This window comes from Intestinimonas butyriciproducens, from assembly GCF_016901775.1.
Taxonomy (GTDB): domain Bacteria; phylum Bacillota; class Clostridia; order Oscillospirales; family Butyricicoccaceae; genus Pseudobutyricicoccus.
Genome location: NZ_JACJKW010000001.1, coordinates 218,573 through 234,377 on the forward strand (window position 1 = coordinate 218,573; position 15,805 = coordinate 234,377).

Consider the following 15,805-nt stretch of genomic DNA (forward strand, 5'->3'; position numbering starts at 1 on the left):
TCTTTGACTGGATCAGGACAATTCGAATTTGCCGGTATAGAGCTGATAGTACTGGCCTTTCTGCTCCATCAGTTCTTCGTGGGTGCCCCGTTCGATGATGTTGCCGTTTTCCAGCACCATGATGGCGTTGGAATTGTGGACGGTGGACAGGCGGTGGGCAATGACAAAGACGGTTCGGCCCGACATCAGATTGTCCATGCCTTCCTGAACGATCCGTTCGGTACGGGTATCGATGGAAGAGGTGGCTTCATCCAGAATGAGCACCGGCGGGTCGGCCACGGCCACACGGGCAATGGCCAGCAGCTGGCGCTGGCCCTGGGACAGGCTGCCGCCATCGGCGGTGAGCATGGTGGCATACCCCTGGGGCAGCTGTTCGATAAAGGTGTCGGCGTTGGCCAGGCGTGCGGCCCGGATCACTTCTTCATCGGTGGCGTCCAGACGGCCATAGCGGATGTTGTCCATGACGGTGCCGGTGAACAGATGGGTATCCTGCAAAACAATGCCCAGAGAGCGGCGGAGGGATTCTTTGTGGATGCGGCTGACCGGGATGCCGTCGTAGAGGATCTCGCCCCGGTCGATGTCGTAAAACCGGTTGATCAGGTTGGTGATGGTGGTTTTGCCTGCGCCGGTGGCGCCCACAAAGGCGATTTTCTGGCCCGGCTTGGCATAGAGGCTGATGTTGTGAAGCACAGTTTTTTCCGGCACATAGCCGAATGTCACATCCTTCATGCGCACATCGCCCTTCAAGGGGATGAGAGAGCCGTCGGGTTTTTTCCAGGCCCACAGCTCGGTGCGTTCCGGGGTCTCCTGAAGCTTGCCGTTTTTGTCTAAAGAGGCATTGACCAAAGTCACATCCCCCTCGTCCTCTTCCGGTGTTTCGTCCAGCAGGGTAAAGATCCGCTGAGCGCCGGCCAGGGCCATGATGATGGCATTGATCTGCTGGGAGATCTGGGAGATGGGCTGGTTGAAGCTGCGGTTGAACTGGAGGAAGGAGGCAAGGCCGCCCAGTGTGAAGCCGCCTACGCCGCCGATGGCCAGAAGGGCGCCCACAATGGAGGTGAGCACATAGCTCAGGTTGCCCATGTTGCCCATGATGGGCATGAGGATGTTGGCAAAGCCGTTGGCGTTGTCGGCGCTGTGAAACAGCTGGTCATTGATCTGGTTAAACCGGTCTACATTTTCCTTTTCGTGGCAGAAGACTTTGATGACCTTCTGCCCTTCCATCATCTCTTCGATGTAGCCATTGACCGTGCCCAGGTTTTTCTGCTGGGCCACAAAATAGCGGGAAGAACGGCTGGTGATCTGCCGGGTGATGAGCAGCATCAGCGCCACCATAAACAAGGACAGGCAGGTAAGTGGGACATTCAGGGAGATCATGGAGAACAGGACACCCAGGATGGTCACGGCCGAGGACACCAGCTGAGGCATGCTCTGGCTGATCATCTGACGGAGAGTATCGATGTCGTTGGTATAGATGCTCATGATATCCCCGTGGGGATGGGTGTCAAAATAGCGGATGGGCAAGGTCTCCATATGACGGAACAGATCGCAGCGCAGGCTGCGCAGGGTGCCCTGGGTCACATACACCATGATCTGGTTGTAGGTCAGAGTGGACAGGGCGCCCACCAGAAAGATCAGGCCCATGCGGGCAAGTTGAAGGAGCAAGGGGGTGAAATCGGGAGAACTCTGGGTGAGGAACGGGACGATATAATCGTCGATCAATGTCTTGATGAACAGGTTGCCCATGACCATGGCAGCGGTGCCGCACAAAATGAGCACGAACACCAGGAGACATTGGAATTTATAGCGCTTGAGCAAGTAGGCGAACAGACGGCGCAGCACCTTCCAGGGATGGGCCACGGCGGGGCCTTTCTGCATCATGGGGCCTTTGTGCATAGGGCTCATTCTTCGTCCCCTCCTTTCTGCTGGGAAAGATAGATCTCTTTATAGATGGGGCTGGTGTTGAGAAGCTGCTCATGGGTGCCATAGGCGCAGACGCTTCCGGCGTCCAGAAGCAGGATGTGGTCGCAGTCCTGCACCGAGGAAATCCGCTGGGCAATGATGATTTTGGTGGTGCCCGGCAGCTCCTGAGCCATGGCGTCCCTGATCAGCTTGTCGGTGCGGGTGTCCACGGCACTGGTGGAGTCGTCCAGGATCATGATCTTGGGATTTTTCAGAATGGCCCGGGCCAGGCACAGCCGCTGCTTCTGGCCGCCGGACACATTGGTGCCGCCCTGCTCGATATAGGTGTCATACCCCTGGGGCAGCGCCGTGACAAAGTCGTGGGCCTGGGCCAGACGGCAGGCGTGCTCCAGTTCTTCCTGGGTGGCGTCTTTTTTGCCCCATTGCAGGTTTTCCCGGATGGTGCCGGAGAAAAGCACATTCTTCTGAAGTACCATGGCCACTTCATTGCGCAGGGTCTGAAGGTCATAGCGGCGCACATCCACACCGCCCACAGCCACCGAGCCTTCGCTTACATCATAGAGCCGGGGGATCAGCTGCACCAGGCTGGATTTGGAAGAGCCGGTGCCGCCGATGATGCCCAGAGTTTCCCCCGGTTCCACCGTCAGATCCACATCCCGCAGCACCGGTTTGCCTCCGGCGGAATACCGCAGGGTCACATGGGAAAACTGGATGGAGCCGTCTTTGACGGTGGTTACCGGATTTTCCGGGTTTTCCAGGTCGGGCTCTTCGGTGAGTACCTGGGCGATACGGTCGGCCGAAGCCCGGGCCATGGTGATCATAACAAAGACCATGGAGATCATCATCAGACTGATCAGGATGTTCATCACATAGGAAAACAGGCTCATCAGCTGACCGGTGGTCAGATCGCCCACCACGATCATCTTGGCGCCCAGCCAGCACAGCAACAGAATGCAGCCATAGACAGTCAGCTGCATCACCGGAGCGTTGAGCACCAGCACCCGCTCGGCCCGGACAAACAGCCGGTATACATTCTGGCAGGCTTTTTCAAATTTGCTGATCTCATGGTCTTCCCGCACATAGGACTTCACCACCCGGATGGCGCCCACATTTTCCTGGACGCTGGCATTGAGGGCGTCATATTTCCGGAAGACCCGGAGAAAGACCGGATGGGAGTTTTTGGTGATGAGCACCAGGCAGAAGCCCAGAAAAATAATGGCCGCAACAAAGATAAGGGACAGGCGGGCGTTGATGGAAAAGGCCATGATCAGAGCGCACAGCAGCATCGTGGGCGCTCGGGTGCACATGCGCAGGATCATCTGAAAGGCGTTTTGCACATTGGTCACATCGGTGGTCATACGGGTAACCAGGCCGGCGGTGGAGTATTTATCCAGGTTGGAAAAGGCAAAGCGCTGGATGTTTGCAAACATACCCCGGCGCAGATTGCGGGCAAAGCCGCTGCTGGCCTTGGCGGCCAGGCGTCCGGCGCAGGCGCCGAAAAACAGGGAGAGCATCGCCATGAGCACCATCAGCAGACCGGTGCGGTACACATAGTCCATGTTCCCCTTCTCCACCCCGTTGTCGATGATGGCGGCCATCATCAGGGGGATGAGCACCTCCATCACCACTTCCAGCACCACAAAGATGGGTGTGAGGATGGAGACCCGTTTAAATTCCCGCAGATGGGAAAGCAGTGTTTTGAGCATAGGGACCTCCTTAAAATTGAAAAATATAGCAAATTGTTATGGAGCTGACTGTAAGCATCCTAACTATATAGACGGGAGAAACGCCGCCCGAGGCGGCGGTTGTTTATTTCTTTTCCAGATGATGGCGGAGCTTGTCGGTGATGATGAAAAACTGCTCCAGCTCTTCCGGCGTGAGGCAGCTGTACAAATCATTTTCGCTTTGGATGATCCGTTCTTCAATGCACTGGTGAACGGCCAGGGCCTTGGGGGTGAGCACCAGTTTTTTCAGTCTGCCGTCCCGGGCCACCGGGCGGCGCTCCAGAAGTCCCTTCTTCTCCAAGAGCTGCAAAATACCTGTGGCCGTGGAGCGGCGGATCTGAAACTCTTCCTCAATATCCCTCTGAAAAATATCCTGATCCTGATGATGCCCCAGGTAACCCACAATGCGCCCCTGCATTCCAGTGAGAGGCTCGATCCCGATTGCGGACATGGATTGATCCACCCGCCGTTTGAGCAGATTGGAAAGGGATTTGATCCGGGCGCCGATCATCCGTTCCAGCTTCAATCGCCATCCTTCTTTCTAAAACTAATTAGGACACTAACTAATAGTATAGCCAAAGCATCTTGTCTCGTCAAGAGGGGATGGAAAACTTATATGAAGGACGGAAAAAGCAGAAAAGACATCAGGATTTCTTCCCGTCTTTGTCCGTATAACCGCCCATGGATTCCATACACTATTCCCAGTATCTGAAATAAAAGGAGAAATTGGCATATGAAAGCTACCGGTATCGTCCGGCGCATTGACGATCTGGGGCGGGTGGTGATCCCCAAGGAGATCCGGCGCACTTTGCGCATCCGGGAGGGAGACCCGCTGGAGATCTTTACTGAAAAGGACGGCAGCGTGATTTTTAAAAAATATTCCATGATGGATGATCAGGGGGAATTTGCCCAGCAGATGTGCGATGCCATTTTCCGCACCCTGGGCTGCAGCGCCGTAGTCACCGACCGGGACTCGGTGTTGGCTGCGGCCGGGCCTTGCCGCAAAGAGGTGCAGGAAGGCCGGCTCTCCCCGGAACTATGTCAGATGATGGAGGAGCGGCAGGTGTATCGGGCCGGTGCAGGAAAACCTCTGCCCTTGTGCCAGGGAGAAACACCTTTGGTTGTCACTTCCGCCGCCCCCATTCTGGCGGGAGGGGATCTGTTGGGAGCGGTAGTCTGTCTGGGAGAAAGCAAGACCTCCTCCGACAGCGAAAGCAAACTTTGCCAGGCCATGGCTGCCTTTCTGGGCCGGCACATGGAACACTGAAACAAATGAAGCCCCGGCGGGATTTCCCGCCGGGGCTTTTGCTTTCAGGAAAGGGCCGGAGCAAAAGCAGGCTCCCGGTCCTCTGTTTTTTTCAGCAGCACCCCGTCATCATCCAGGGTAAACAGCACACAATCCCCTTTTTTCACATGGCCTTCCAACAGCTCCATGGCGGCCAGGTCCTCAATCCGGGTCTGTACCGCCCGGCGCAGCGGCCGTGCTCCATAATCCGGGTCAAAGCCGATTTCGGCCAGGTGATCCAGCAGAGCGCCGTCATAGGAGGCTTCCAGTCCGGCCCTCCGGAGCCGCTCCACCACCTGATCCATCAGACGGGCAGCGATCTGGCGGACCTCATCCTTCTGCAAACGGGTAAAGACGATGGTGTCGTCGATGCGGCCCAGAAACTCCGGGCGGAAGGTCTTTTTCAGCTGGGCCAGCAGCTCTTTTTTCATCTGCCGCCCCTCTGCTTCTCCCTGTGCGCCGCCAAAGCCCAGGGGACGCTTGTTTTGCAGCTGGCTGGCTCCCACATTGGAGGTCATGATGATGATGGTGTTTTTAAAATCCACCCGGCGGCCCTGGGAATCGGTGAGAATGCCGTCGTCCAGTACCTGCAAAAGCAGATTGAACACATCGGGGTGGGCCTTTTCGATCTCGTCGAAAAGCAGCACGCAGTAAGGTCTGCGCCGCACTTTTTCGGTGAGCTGTCCCGCTTCTTCATAGCCCACATATCCCGGCGGAGAACCCACCAGCTTGGAGACGCTGTGGCGCTCCATATATTCGCTCATGTCCAGACGGATCAGGGATTTTTCCTCCCCGAAAACGCTGTAGGCCAGCGCCTTGGCCAGTTGGGTTTTTCCCACGCCGGTGGGACCCAGGAAGAGAAAGCTGCCCACGGGACGGTTCGGGTCCTTCAGTCCCACCCGTCCCCGGCGAATGGCTTTGGCCACGGCCTGCACGGCTTCCTCCTGTCCCACCACCTGGCGGTGGAGTTCCTCTTCCAGATGGGCCAGGCGAAGGGCTTCGTCCTCGGTCATCCGGGCCACCGGAATACCGGTGAGCAAAGCGGCCACCTGGGCGATGTCCTCCAGGCCGATGGCTCCGGAGATCCGGCTCCGGGAAAGGGCCCATTGCTCTTTTTGCTCTTCCAGATGGGTCCTCTGCTGCTTTTCTTCATCCCGCAAAGCAGCAGCCCGTTCAAAGTCCTGGGCATCTGCTGCTTCTTCCTTTTCCTTTTCCGTTTGGGCAATGGTATCTTCCAACACCTTGAGAGATGGCGGCGGCGTCATATTTTTCAGCCTGGCCCGGGAAGCCGCTTCGTCCAGCAGGTCCAGGGCTTTGTCCGGCAGATACCGGTCGGGAATATACCGGGCGCTGATCTCCACCGCCCCCCGGATGGCCTCGTCAGTGATCTTGATTTTGTGATGGGCTTCGTATTTGTCCCGCAGGCCCAGCAGGATTTTTTGGGCGTCCTCCTGGGAGGGCTCTTCCACCGTCACCGGCTGGAAGCGGCGCTCCAGGGCGGCATCTTTTTCAATGTGCTTCCGGTATTCCTGGGTGGTGGTGGCGCCGATCACCTGGAGTTCGCCCCGGGAAAGGGCAGGTTTTAAGATGTTGGCGGCATCCACTGCTCCTTCAGCCGCCCCGGCCCCCACAATCATGTGCAGCTCGTCAATAAAGAGGATGATGTTTCCCGCCTGTTTCACTTCCTGGAGAGCATTTTTCAGCCGCTCTTCAAATTCACCCCGGTATTTGGCCCCGGCCACCATGGCGCTGAGGTCCAGTGTAATCAGCCGCTTGCCGCTGAGGGTTTCGGGAACATCCCCCTGAACGATCTTTTGGGCCAGACCCTCGGCAATGGCGGTCTTGCCCACGCCCGGCTCCCCGATGAGACAGGGATTGTTTTTCTGGCGCCGGGAAAGAACCTGCATCACCCGCTGGATTTCCTGCTCCCGGCCGATCACCGGATCCAGTTCGCCCTCCCGGGCCCGGGCGGTCAGGTCTGTGCCGAACTGTCCCAGAGCCTTGAGTGTGTGCTTCTCCCCGCTTTTCCGGCCCTCTCCCGGATTTGCAAGGGGGGATTCTTCTCTCCCTCCCTCGTCCAGCGTCCGGCAAATGGCCCGGGTGTCGGCGCCCAAAGTCCGCAGCAGCCCCATGGCAGCGCTGTCCTTCTCCCGGAGAATCGCCATGAGCAGATGCTCGGTGCCGATGTATCCCGCCCCCTGGCCGGCTGCTTCGGCAGCAGCCCGTTCCATGATCTCCTTGGCATGGGGCGTCATACCCATGGGCTGGACGCCGGGAGTTCCTTTGCCGATGGCCCGGACGATGGCGGCGGTGAGGGCGTCCCCGGAAACCCCATAGGACAGGAGTATTTTGGAGGCCACTCCCCGTTTTTCTCCCAAAAGGCCCAGAAGAATATGCTCCGAACCCACATAGTTGTGGCCCAGGGCGCTGGCCGCCTCATAGGAAAGGCGCAGGGCGTTTTGGGCTTTTTCCGTCCATCTGTTGTTTGCCATGTGAAATGGTGACCTCCTTTGTTCAGTCCTCCAAGGGCTTTTGGGAAAGGACGCGGCGGAAGCAGCGGGCCCGGGCTTCCTCTTCCTCCTGAGGGGAAAGGCTCCGGCCTGCCCGCAGAGTCAGAAGAGCCGGATGGATCTCTTCCTCCAGCCCCATGAGCTCTCTGGGAGAAAACCCGGGCAGAATGTCCTGGGATGCTCCCAGCCGCAGCTGGGAGACAGCCAGCTGCCCTTCCTCCCAATCCATCCGCCGGGCGCAGCGGGCAATGCCCATGGCCCGCCATACCCGGTCTTCCATCACCCCGGGGTGCTGGCGGCGGAATGCCTGCCGCCAGGCCATTTCCCGGGATGCAATTTCCTGAGCGGACTCATTGACCTTGTGAATGATTTCTTCTTCCTCCATGCCCAGTGTCATCTGGTTCAAAAGTCGATAGCTTTCCCGGCGGCCGTAGGCATTTTCCATTTTTATGCCCACCTGCCGGAGCGCAGCCGCCACATTCCGGATCTGGCCGGTGCGGGTGAGCAGGGGCAGATGGAGCACCACCGAAGCCTGCAATCCGGTGCCGATACGCTGGGGATCCTGGGTGAGGAAACCCCACTGCGGGTCATAGGAAAAATCCAGGCTCTCTTCCAGCAGCGTTTCCAGGCTCATGGCCTCTTTTAGCAGCCGTTCCAGATCAGGGGCTTTTCCCTGGGCCTGGATGGTCAGGTGGTCTTCCCCATTGACCAGAATCCCCAGACTTTTGTCCTGGCCCCAGATCAGGCCGCAATGGTCTTTTTCTTCCATATCCCGGGAAATCAGCCCCTGGACCACCAGGCCCTGGCGGCAATCGGGGGAAAGATCCTGCAAAGGTACCAAAGCCATCTGGGCGCCCGATGCCCGCTTGGCTGCATCCTCGGCCCGATGCAGCAGGCGAAGGGCCTCTGCTTTCTGCAAACGGGCACCAAAGGGCAGACCGTCCACATTGCGCCCCAGACGAACCTGGGCGCCCAGGGCCAGATAGGGGTCGCTCAGCCATGCGTTCTGGGTCATATATTTCCCTCCTTGGGGGTGCTTTCCATCTGATGCAGCGCATCCCGCAAAAGGGCGGCTTTCTCATATTCTTCCTGCTTCACTGCCTGCTGAAGCTGCCGGCGCAGACGCAGGATGTTCTGCTGTCCCTCCTGACTCCGGGGGACTTGCCCCTGGTGGAAATGATCTCCCTGCATTTTGGAGATCAAGGGGGCAAAAAGATCCCGGAAGGTTTCATAACAATGGGCGCAGCCTGGTTTTCCGGTGCGCCGGATCTCTTCCTCCCGGGCGCCGCAGCGGCAGACCCGGCCGGGGGAAGGCGCCGCTTCCGGTGCAGGGGGAAGCAGATCCGCCAGGGAAGGGGCCCCATTGCCCTTGCAGGGGATGGCTTCTTCCTCTCTGGCGCAGTCCGGACACAGCCACATGGTCACCCACCCGTTTTCCGAAAAGCAGCGGAAAGTGCCTTCTCCTTGATTCTTGCCACATTTCTGGCACAGCATACCCATCGTCTCCTTTCTCGGTTATTGCTCTGCCGCCAGAGCCGCCAGAGCGGCCCCCAGCATTTCCGCCCGCAGCCGGGGACGGAGGAGCTGAGGAACGGCGGAGAGAGCCTGGTCTCCCAGGCAGGCCTTCAGGGCGCAGAAGCATTCCTCTCCCAGGATCCCTGCCTTGTGCAGGTCGTACAGAAGCAGCTGGGCTGCCGACTGATCCACCTGCTGGCCCAATGCGGCCACGGTGTGCTGCAAAAGGGCAGAGGGTCCCATGGGCACCCGGACAATGCGGATATATCCCCCGCCGCCACGGCGGGATTCCACACTGAACCCCCGGGCCGGGGAAAACCGGGTCTCGATCACATAGTTGATCTGGCTGGGGGCGCAGCCGAAGCGGCTGGCCAGCTGGCTGCGCTGCAGCTCCACGGCATCCTGGCCGGTGAGCTGCTCGGTGATGAATTGAGCGATGAGATCGGATAGTTTCATGGGATCCCCTTCTTGTGAAATATTTGACTTTGACTTTCTTTGACCTTATGCCAACAGTATAACAAATATTTTTGAAATTGCAAGAGGCGGCGTATGTAGCCCAAAACCGGTTCACCGGGTTTTGGGCTGGGAGGAAAGAGCGGCCGGGGACGGCGCCTGGCCGAACCGGTTTTCGTGGGGAAGGGTCACAGGTCCGCCCAACTGCTGACGAAGCTGCTGCCAGGACGGGTTTTCCAGATTTTGATGTTTTTCCATTTCTTTTGACACCGCCTTTTTTGTCATTTTTACGATGAGGGTATTTTTTCCGAAGATTCGCAAAAAATTCATTTGCAATTTCCGCAAATCATGGTATGATGAATCTGTAATTTAAAGAGGAGGTGCTTTTCCCATGGCTTATAAAATCAGCGATGCTTGCGTAAGCTGCGGTGCTTGCGCGGCTCAGTGCCCCGTCAGCGCGATCAGCGAAGGCGATTCTCACTACGAGATCAATGCCGACACCTGTGTGTCCTGCGGCGCTTGTGCTTCTACTTGCCCCGTTGGCGCCATCAGCGAGGAATAAGACATTCGGACAAGCCTGGCCGTTTTGCAAAGAAATCCTTTGCAAAACGGCCTTTGTCATATCTATATAGGAATTTCTGTATCCCCATGTTTGGAAAGGAGTTTTTGCCTGTGGATATCAAACGATTTGAAATGTTCCGCGACGCCGTTTTAGAGCCGGTGTGCTCGGTGATCGTGGGAAAAAAAGAGGTGGCCCAGCTGGTGCTCACCTGCTTTGTCTGTTCGGGCCATGTGCTGCTGGAGGATGTGCCGGGCACCGGCAAAACCATGATGCTGAGAGCCTTTTCCAAGGTGTTGGGCGGCAAGTTCAGCCGCATCCAGTTCACCCCGGACCTGCTGCCCTCTGACCTGACCGGCATCGATTTTTACAACCAGAAGACCGGGGAATTTGAATTTCGTCCCGGGCCCCTTTTCGCCAATATCGTGCTGGCCGACGAGATCAACCGGGCCACGCCCCGCACCCAGTCCAGTCTGCTGGAAGCCATGGAGGAGCGGCAGATCTCGGTGGACGGCAAGACCTATCCCCTGGAAGAGCCGTTTATGGTGATGGCCACCCAGAACCCCTTGGAGTCCTACGGCACCTTCCCTCTGCCGGAAGCCCAGACCGACCGGTTCTTCATGCGTCTGCACATGGGATACCCTGACCGGCAGGAGGAGCTGGAGCTGATCGGCCGGCCCAGCACAGCCCATATGATCGACTCTTTGCAGGCCACCGTCACCCCGGAGGACATCGCCTATGTGCGGGAAAACTATACCCAGGTGAAATTTTCTCCCGTGGTTTCCGGCTATCTGATGGATCTGGTGGAAAAAACCCGCCAGGACAGCGGCTTTTCCGTGGGCGTCAGCACCCGGGGCGCCATCGCTTTGTATAAAGCCGCTCAGGTGACAGCCGCCTTCCACGGCCGGGATTTTGTCATTCCCGAGGATGTGAAGGATATGGCGCCTCATGTGCTGGGGCATCGTCTGTCCTCCTCTTCCCTGGCTTCCTCCCGGGATGTGCAGACCTATCTGCAAAAACTCATCGCCGCCGTGCCGGTGCCCACAGAAAACCTGTAAAGGAGGGAGGCGTTTTGCTTTTCCTTCTTTTTCTGCTCATTGTCTGCGCCCTGATTTGCGAGCTGGTGTCGGTGAAAAATGCACTGTTCCATGTTTCCTATCATTGCCGGCCGTCCCAGAGCGTGGTGGAACCGGGGGAGGAATTTCAGATTCTCACCACCATACAAAACGGCAAATGGCTGCCGGTGTCCTATCTCCAGGTGGTGCAGAACCTGCCCCACGACATCTGTCTCAATGCCTATCTGGGTCACTTCCAAAGCGATCCCACAGTGGCCCGGCTGTATTCTTCCTGCTTTTTAGGTCCTCGCCAAAAGCTCACCCGGCGCATCAAGGCCAGTCTTCCCCAAAGAGGGCGGCGCATTATTTCCGACGCGTCCATCACCGGCGGGGACCTGTTGGGATTTACCAGCCGGTCCCGGAATGTCCCCCTTTTTTATGAGATCGTGGTGCTGCCGGCCCGGGTGGAAGAGCCGGCTCTCAGCCGGGCTTTGGGCGGCTTTCTGGGAGACATTTCGGTACAGCGGTTTATTCTGGAAGACCCTATGCTCACCATCGGCGCCCGGGAATACACCGGCAGGGAGCCTGTGAAGTCCATCAGCTGGAAGCACTCGGTGCGTACCGGCCATCTGATGGTCAAAGAGCTGGATCACACGGTGGAAAACACCGTCACTGTGCTGCTCAATGTGGAGGGGGGCAGCCATGAAGAACTGGAACGGTGCTTTTCCCTCACCCGCATGGTGCTGGAGGCGCTGGAGAAGCGGGGCTTTTCCTGCTCTTTTCTCACCAACGCAGCCACCGCCGGCGCCATTGGCCAGTGGAACCAGGTGTCTGATGGCCTGGGCGCTGGCCATACCCGCGCCATCCTGGAGGGCCTGGGACGGGCCACCTATGACGTGCGGGAACCTTTTTCCTCCTTGGTCAACCGGGCGGTGCTTGGGGCCAGGGACGGACAGGCCCATGTCCTGATCACTCCGGCGCCGCTGCACAAGGGCGATGCTTTTCTGGCTCCCCTGCTGCAGCAGAGCCAGGGCCGGCTGTTTATCATCTGCGCCAGGGAAGATGGGATGGGCTCCCAGGAGGTGAGGGGATGAATTTGCTGTTTTGTTTTAAAATGGTGTCGGAGTTTTCCTTTTATTTCATCCTGGGCAACTATTTTGCCACTCAGATAAAAGGAGACGGAGTTCCCCTGCCCCTGTGTCTGCTTCCCCCTTTGACTGTGGCGCTGTGCCGTCTGCTGAACAGCCGGAAAAGCAAATGGGAACGCCCGGCCCTGCTGCTTTGCCTTTTGGGACTTTTCTTTTTACATACCGTCCCGGACATAGGAATCTATCTCTTTGGCTGTCTTTATGGAACGCTGCTGGTGTTTCGCAAGATCTATTATCATTCCTATGATATGGCCCTGGAGAATTTCAACCGCTGTTCCATCATTCTGGCCATTGCCATGCCCCTTCTGGCCCTGGCCAACGGCGGGGTGGCGGCCCTCACCGACGGGGTGCCCCTGGCCTTTCTCTTTTTGGCGTCTTCGGTGCTCCAGACCCGGATGCTGCGCCACAGCCCGGCCATGCTGGAAGACAAGAAGTTTTTGCTGCGGAATCTGGCTGTGCTGGTTTTTCTGGCTGTACTCACATTGCTTTCGGCCACCCAGCCGGCTCAGATCCTTTACCGAAACGGCCTGGCTCTGCTGTATAATCTGATTGTGGTCAATCTGGCCCGTCTTGTGCTGGTTCTGGTCACGGTGGGGGCCTATGTGTTCCGGTTTATTTATTCCCTGTTTCAGGGAAAGTTCGAGCCCACGCTGCCCACCGAGGGAGAGATGGAGCTGGCCTTCGGACTCAAGGGAATGGAATATGAACAGGTAACGCAAACGCCCATGTGGGTGCAGCGCATCATCATCGGCGCTCTGATCCTGGCGCTGATGGCCGCCATCGGCTATGTGCTCTGGCGCATGACCAGGCGGCGGTATGGTGACGACCGGCAAACAGAGATGGAGGACACCCGGGAAGAATGGCGGGAGCCCAAAAGCCCCCGGCGGGAGATCTTTACGCCCCGGGACCCTCGCCGGGCGGTGCGCCATTACTATGCCCGATTTCTCCGGGATGCCCATAAACGGGGTATCCACATCACCCCGGAGAGCACCACCCGGGAGATTTTGCAGCGGTGTCTGTCCTGCTATGAACAGGAGGGGCTGACCCTTCTGCGGCAGGTCTATCTGTCGGCCCGCTACGATCCCTCGCCGGTGGATCGCGTCCTTGTCAAGCAGGCCCGGGAGTACTATAATAAAACCATTCGTTCGGCCCGAAATCATAAGGAGGAAATCAAATGAATCCCTATCTGAAACGCGCCTATGAACTCCAGGAGGAGATCACCGAAAACCGCCGGTATATCCACTCTCACGCCGGCGTGGGTTTTGATTTGGACGACACTGTGGAACGGATCATGAGCCAGCTTCGTGCCATGGGCATTGAAGGGGAGCGCTGCGGCAAGGCCGGGGTGGTGGTCACCCTGGGCAAGCCGGGCAAAACCATCCTGCTGCGGGGAGACATCGACGCTCTGCCCATCCCGGAGCAGACCAATCTGCCCTTTGCCAGCAAAAACGGCTGTATGCACGCCTGTGGCCACGATTTCCACGCCGCCATGCTGCTGGGAGCGGCAAAGCTGCTGAAGGAAAATGAAAGCGCCCTCCCGGGCACTGTCAAGCTGATGTTCCAGCCGGCGGAGGAAAAACTGGCCGGCGCCCGGGATATGGTGGAAAACGGCGTGCTGGAAAATCCCCATGTGGACGCCGCCTTTGCCATGCACATCGGCACCGGCAATTCGGAAAGCCCGGTGGGCAGCGTCAAATTCACCAAAGGCCCCTCCCACGCCTCGGGAGACAGCTTCCGCATCATCGTCCAGGGCAAAGGCTGCCATGGAGCCTCCTCCTATCAGGGGGTGGATGCCATCAGCGTCGCCGCCCATATTCTCATCGCTTTGGAAGAGATCCCGGCCAGAGAAGTGCCGGCCGATCAGCTGTCCATCGTCACCGTAGGGGTGTTCCAGGGCGGCTCGGCCTGCAATATCATCGCCGACACCGCCACACTGGAAGGCACCATCCGGGCCCTGTCTCCGGAAAACCGGGAATTTCTCATCCGCCGGGTACGGGAAGTGGCCGAAAGCATCGCCAAGGCCTTCCGGGCCACCATCCGGGTGGAAGAGCCCACCGGAGGCACACCTCCTTCCTATAATAACCCGGCTCTGTGCGAAGAAATGCTCCCCTTTATCAAAGAGATCGTGCCGGAGGATAAGGTCTTTGTCCGGGAAAACCAGCCCTCTCTGGGCAGCGAGGACTTTGCCTATGTGTCCACCAAAGTGCCGTCCATGATGATCAACCTGGGGGCAGGCAGCACCGAGGAAGGGTATACCTATGCCCTCCACAGCCCCTTTGTCACCCCGGACGAAGGCTGTCTGCCGGTGGGCGCCGCCCTCTACGCCCATTGCGCCACCCGCTGGCTGGAAGAAAACCAATAAAAACCGTTTGAGAGGTCAGAAAGATGAAAAAATCCATTGGCATCCTGGGAGGCATGGGGCCGCTGGCCACCGCCGATTTGTTCAAGAAGATCGTACTGCTCACCAAGGCTGGCTGCGATAACGACCATATCCGCATTTACATCGATGACAACGCCCAGATCCCCGACCGCACCACCGCGATTCTGGAAGGGGGAACCGATCCGGTGCCCGCCATGACCGATTCGGTGAAGAAGCTCTCTTCCATCGGGGCCGATGTGCTCATCATGCCCTGCAACACCGCCCATTATTTCCTGCCCCGGCTGAAAGAAATCTCCCCCATCCCCTTCATCAGCATGCTGGAGGAGACCGCCCGCACCTGCCGGGAGAGCCACGGCGACACCCCGGTGGGACTGCTGGGAACCACCGGCACCATTCGTTCGGGGATCTATCACAAGGCCCTGGAAGAGCAGGGCGTCCCCTGCATCGCTCCCGACGAAGAGCAGCAGAAAGTGCTGATGGAGTTGATCTACGGTGTGAAATCGGGCAGCGAAAACCTGGATGAAGGAGCTTTCCGCAAGGTTTTGCAGCAGATGAAGGAAAAGGGCGCCGGCTACTTTATCCTGGGCTGCACCGAGCTTCCCATTCTCCAGGAGCTGTTCCATCTGGAAGAGGAATGCGTCGATCCCACCACGGTTCTGGCCAAGGCCGCCATCACCTATTGCGGTTATTCGGTGAAAGAATAAAAAAGCATCAAATTTTTCTTCTTTTTGCCTTTACATCTATGGGCAGCTATGGTAAAATCCAAATGTGTGCCCTTGTGCTTTGTCCGGGGATTCGGGCTTTGTTTCAGCAAAGCGCCTTCCTGGCCCCCCACACAGCCTTGCGGCGAATGAAAAACAGGAGGAAATACCAATGATTCTCAAAGACAAAAAGGCCGAAGTGATCGAAGCCAACCGCCTGCACGAGACCGACACCGGTTCTCCCGAAGTGCAGATCGCCATTCTGACTGCCCGGATCAACGAGCTGACCGAGCACCTGAAGGTCCACAAGAAGGACAACCACAGCCGCCGTGGCCTGCTGATGATGGTCGGCCAGCGCCGTGGCCTGCTGGCTTATCTCCAGAAGAAGGATGTGGAGCGTTACCGCGCCATCGTCAAGAAGCTGGGCCTGCGTAAGTAAAGAAATATGCAAAAGGGGGGACAAATCTTTGTCCTCCCTTCTGCGCATTTTCTTTCATCCAGAATATCACAATCACCTGCGGTGCCCCCTGCCTTTTTAGCAGTTGAATGACC

16 protein-coding genes are annotated in these 15,805 nt (G+C 57.9%); 8 read left to right on the plus strand and 8 right to left on the minus strand.

What is annotated here, in order from left to right; genetic code table 11:
- Positions 1 to 12: 12 nt before the first annotated feature.
- From H6A25_RS01140 to H6A25_RS01150, 3 genes are all read right to left on the minus strand, one after another.
- Positions 13 to 1,896, minus strand: coding sequence for an ABC transporter ATP-binding protein (locus H6A25_RS01140; protein ID WP_243423134.1), 1,884 nt, complete (start codon positions 1,894 to 1,896; stop codon positions 13 to 15).
- 5 nt (positions 1,897 to 1,901) lie between these two features.
- Entirely contained in the window at positions 1,902 to 3,629 is a 1,728-nt protein-coding gene (locus tag H6A25_RS01145) for an ABC transporter ATP-binding protein (protein ID WP_204750176.1), read from the minus strand.
- Between the two features lie 103 nt (positions 3,630 to 3,732).
- Positions 3,733 to 4,173 carry a MarR family winged helix-turn-helix transcriptional regulator gene (locus H6A25_RS01150; RefSeq protein ID WP_204750177.1) on the minus strand — a complete coding sequence of 147 codons (441 nt, stop codon included), beginning with the start codon at positions 4,171 to 4,173 and terminating at the stop codon, positions 3,733 to 3,735.
- Positions 4,174 to 4,380: 207 nt separating this feature from the next.
- Between H6A25_RS01150 and H6A25_RS01155 the strand changes: the two genes are divergently transcribed.
- A complete protein-coding gene (locus H6A25_RS01155) occupies positions 4,381 to 4,914 on the plus strand; it encodes a stage V sporulation T C-terminal domain-containing protein (protein WP_204750178.1) in 534 nt (177 codons plus the stop codon).
- Between the two features lie 44 nt (positions 4,915 to 4,958).
- Here the strand turns inward: H6A25_RS01155 and H6A25_RS01160 are convergent, their stop codons facing one another.
- The 5 genes from H6A25_RS01160 to H6A25_RS01180 all read right to left on the minus strand — a co-directional run bounded on the left by H6A25_RS01160 (position 4,959) and on the right by H6A25_RS01180 (position 9,668).
- Positions 4,959 to 7,424, minus strand: coding sequence for an ATP-dependent Clp protease ATP-binding subunit (locus H6A25_RS01160; protein ID WP_204750179.1), 2,466 nt, complete (start codon positions 7,422 to 7,424; stop codon positions 4,959 to 4,961).
- Between the two features lie 22 nt (positions 7,425 to 7,446).
- Complete coding sequence (locus H6A25_RS01165; RefSeq protein ID WP_204750180.1) at positions 7,447 to 8,457, minus strand: DUF6074 family protein; 1,011 nt, start codon at positions 8,455 to 8,457, stop codon at positions 7,447 to 7,449.
- Positions 8,454 to 8,936: a UvrB/UvrC motif-containing protein gene (locus tag H6A25_RS01170; protein WP_204750181.1), complete on the minus strand. Its 483-nt coding sequence runs from the start codon at positions 8,934 to 8,936 to the stop codon at positions 8,454 to 8,456. The genes H6A25_RS01165 and H6A25_RS01170 overlap by 4 nt, the downstream gene beginning before the upstream one ends.
- A 21-nt stretch (positions 8,937 to 8,957) precedes the next feature.
- The gene (locus tag H6A25_RS12935; RefSeq protein ID WP_204750182.1) at positions 8,958 to 9,413 is read right to left on the minus strand and encodes a CtsR family transcriptional regulator; all 456 of its coding nucleotides are present in this window, start codon (positions 9,411 to 9,413) and stop codon (positions 8,958 to 8,960) included.
- A 111-nt stretch (positions 9,414 to 9,524) separates the two neighbouring features.
- Positions 9,525 to 9,668: a hypothetical protein gene (locus H6A25_RS01180; protein ID WP_204750183.1), complete on the minus strand. Its 144-nt coding sequence runs from the start codon at positions 9,666 to 9,668 to the stop codon at positions 9,525 to 9,527.
- A gap of 133 nt (positions 9,669 to 9,801) precedes the next feature.
- Between H6A25_RS01180 and H6A25_RS01185 the strand changes: the two genes are divergently transcribed.
- From H6A25_RS01185 to rpsO, 7 genes are all read left to right on the plus strand, one after another.
- Positions 9,802 to 9,972, plus strand: coding sequence for a DUF362 domain-containing protein (locus H6A25_RS01185; protein ID WP_118425230.1), 171 nt, complete (start codon positions 9,802 to 9,804; stop codon positions 9,970 to 9,972).
- 110 nt (positions 9,973 to 10,082) lie between these two features.
- Entirely contained in the window at positions 10,083 to 11,027 is a 945-nt protein-coding gene (locus tag H6A25_RS01190) for an AAA family ATPase (RefSeq protein WP_345941562.1), read from the plus strand.
- A 14-nt stretch (positions 11,028 to 11,041) separates the two neighbouring features.
- On the plus strand, positions 11,042 to 12,118 hold the full coding sequence (locus tag H6A25_RS01195) for a DUF58 domain-containing protein (RefSeq protein WP_204750184.1): 1,077 nt from the start codon (positions 11,042 to 11,044) through the stop codon (positions 12,116 to 12,118).
- Entirely contained in the window at positions 12,115 to 13,350 is a 1,236-nt protein-coding gene (locus H6A25_RS01200; protein WP_204750185.1) for a DUF4129 domain-containing protein, read from the plus strand. Before H6A25_RS01195 ends, H6A25_RS01200 begins: the two co-directional genes overlap by 4 nt.
- Positions 13,347 to 14,534: a M20 metallopeptidase family protein gene (locus H6A25_RS01205; RefSeq protein WP_204750186.1), complete on the plus strand. Its 1,188-nt coding sequence runs from the start codon at positions 13,347 to 13,349 to the stop codon at positions 14,532 to 14,534. Before H6A25_RS01200 ends, H6A25_RS01205 begins: the two co-directional genes overlap by 4 nt.
- Before the next feature lie 23 nt (positions 14,535 to 14,557).
- Positions 14,558 to 15,256 (plus strand): aspartate/glutamate racemase family protein, encoded by a 699-nt coding sequence (locus H6A25_RS01210; protein WP_204750187.1) that lies wholly within the window; start codon positions 14,558 to 14,560, stop codon positions 15,254 to 15,256.
- 169 nt (positions 15,257 to 15,425) lie between these two features.
- On the plus strand, positions 15,426 to 15,692 hold the full coding sequence (gene rpsO / locus H6A25_RS01215; protein ID WP_118425244.1) for a 30S ribosomal protein S15: 267 nt from the start codon (positions 15,426 to 15,428) through the stop codon (positions 15,690 to 15,692).
- The last annotated feature ends 113 nt before the right edge of the window (positions 15,693 to 15,805 follow it).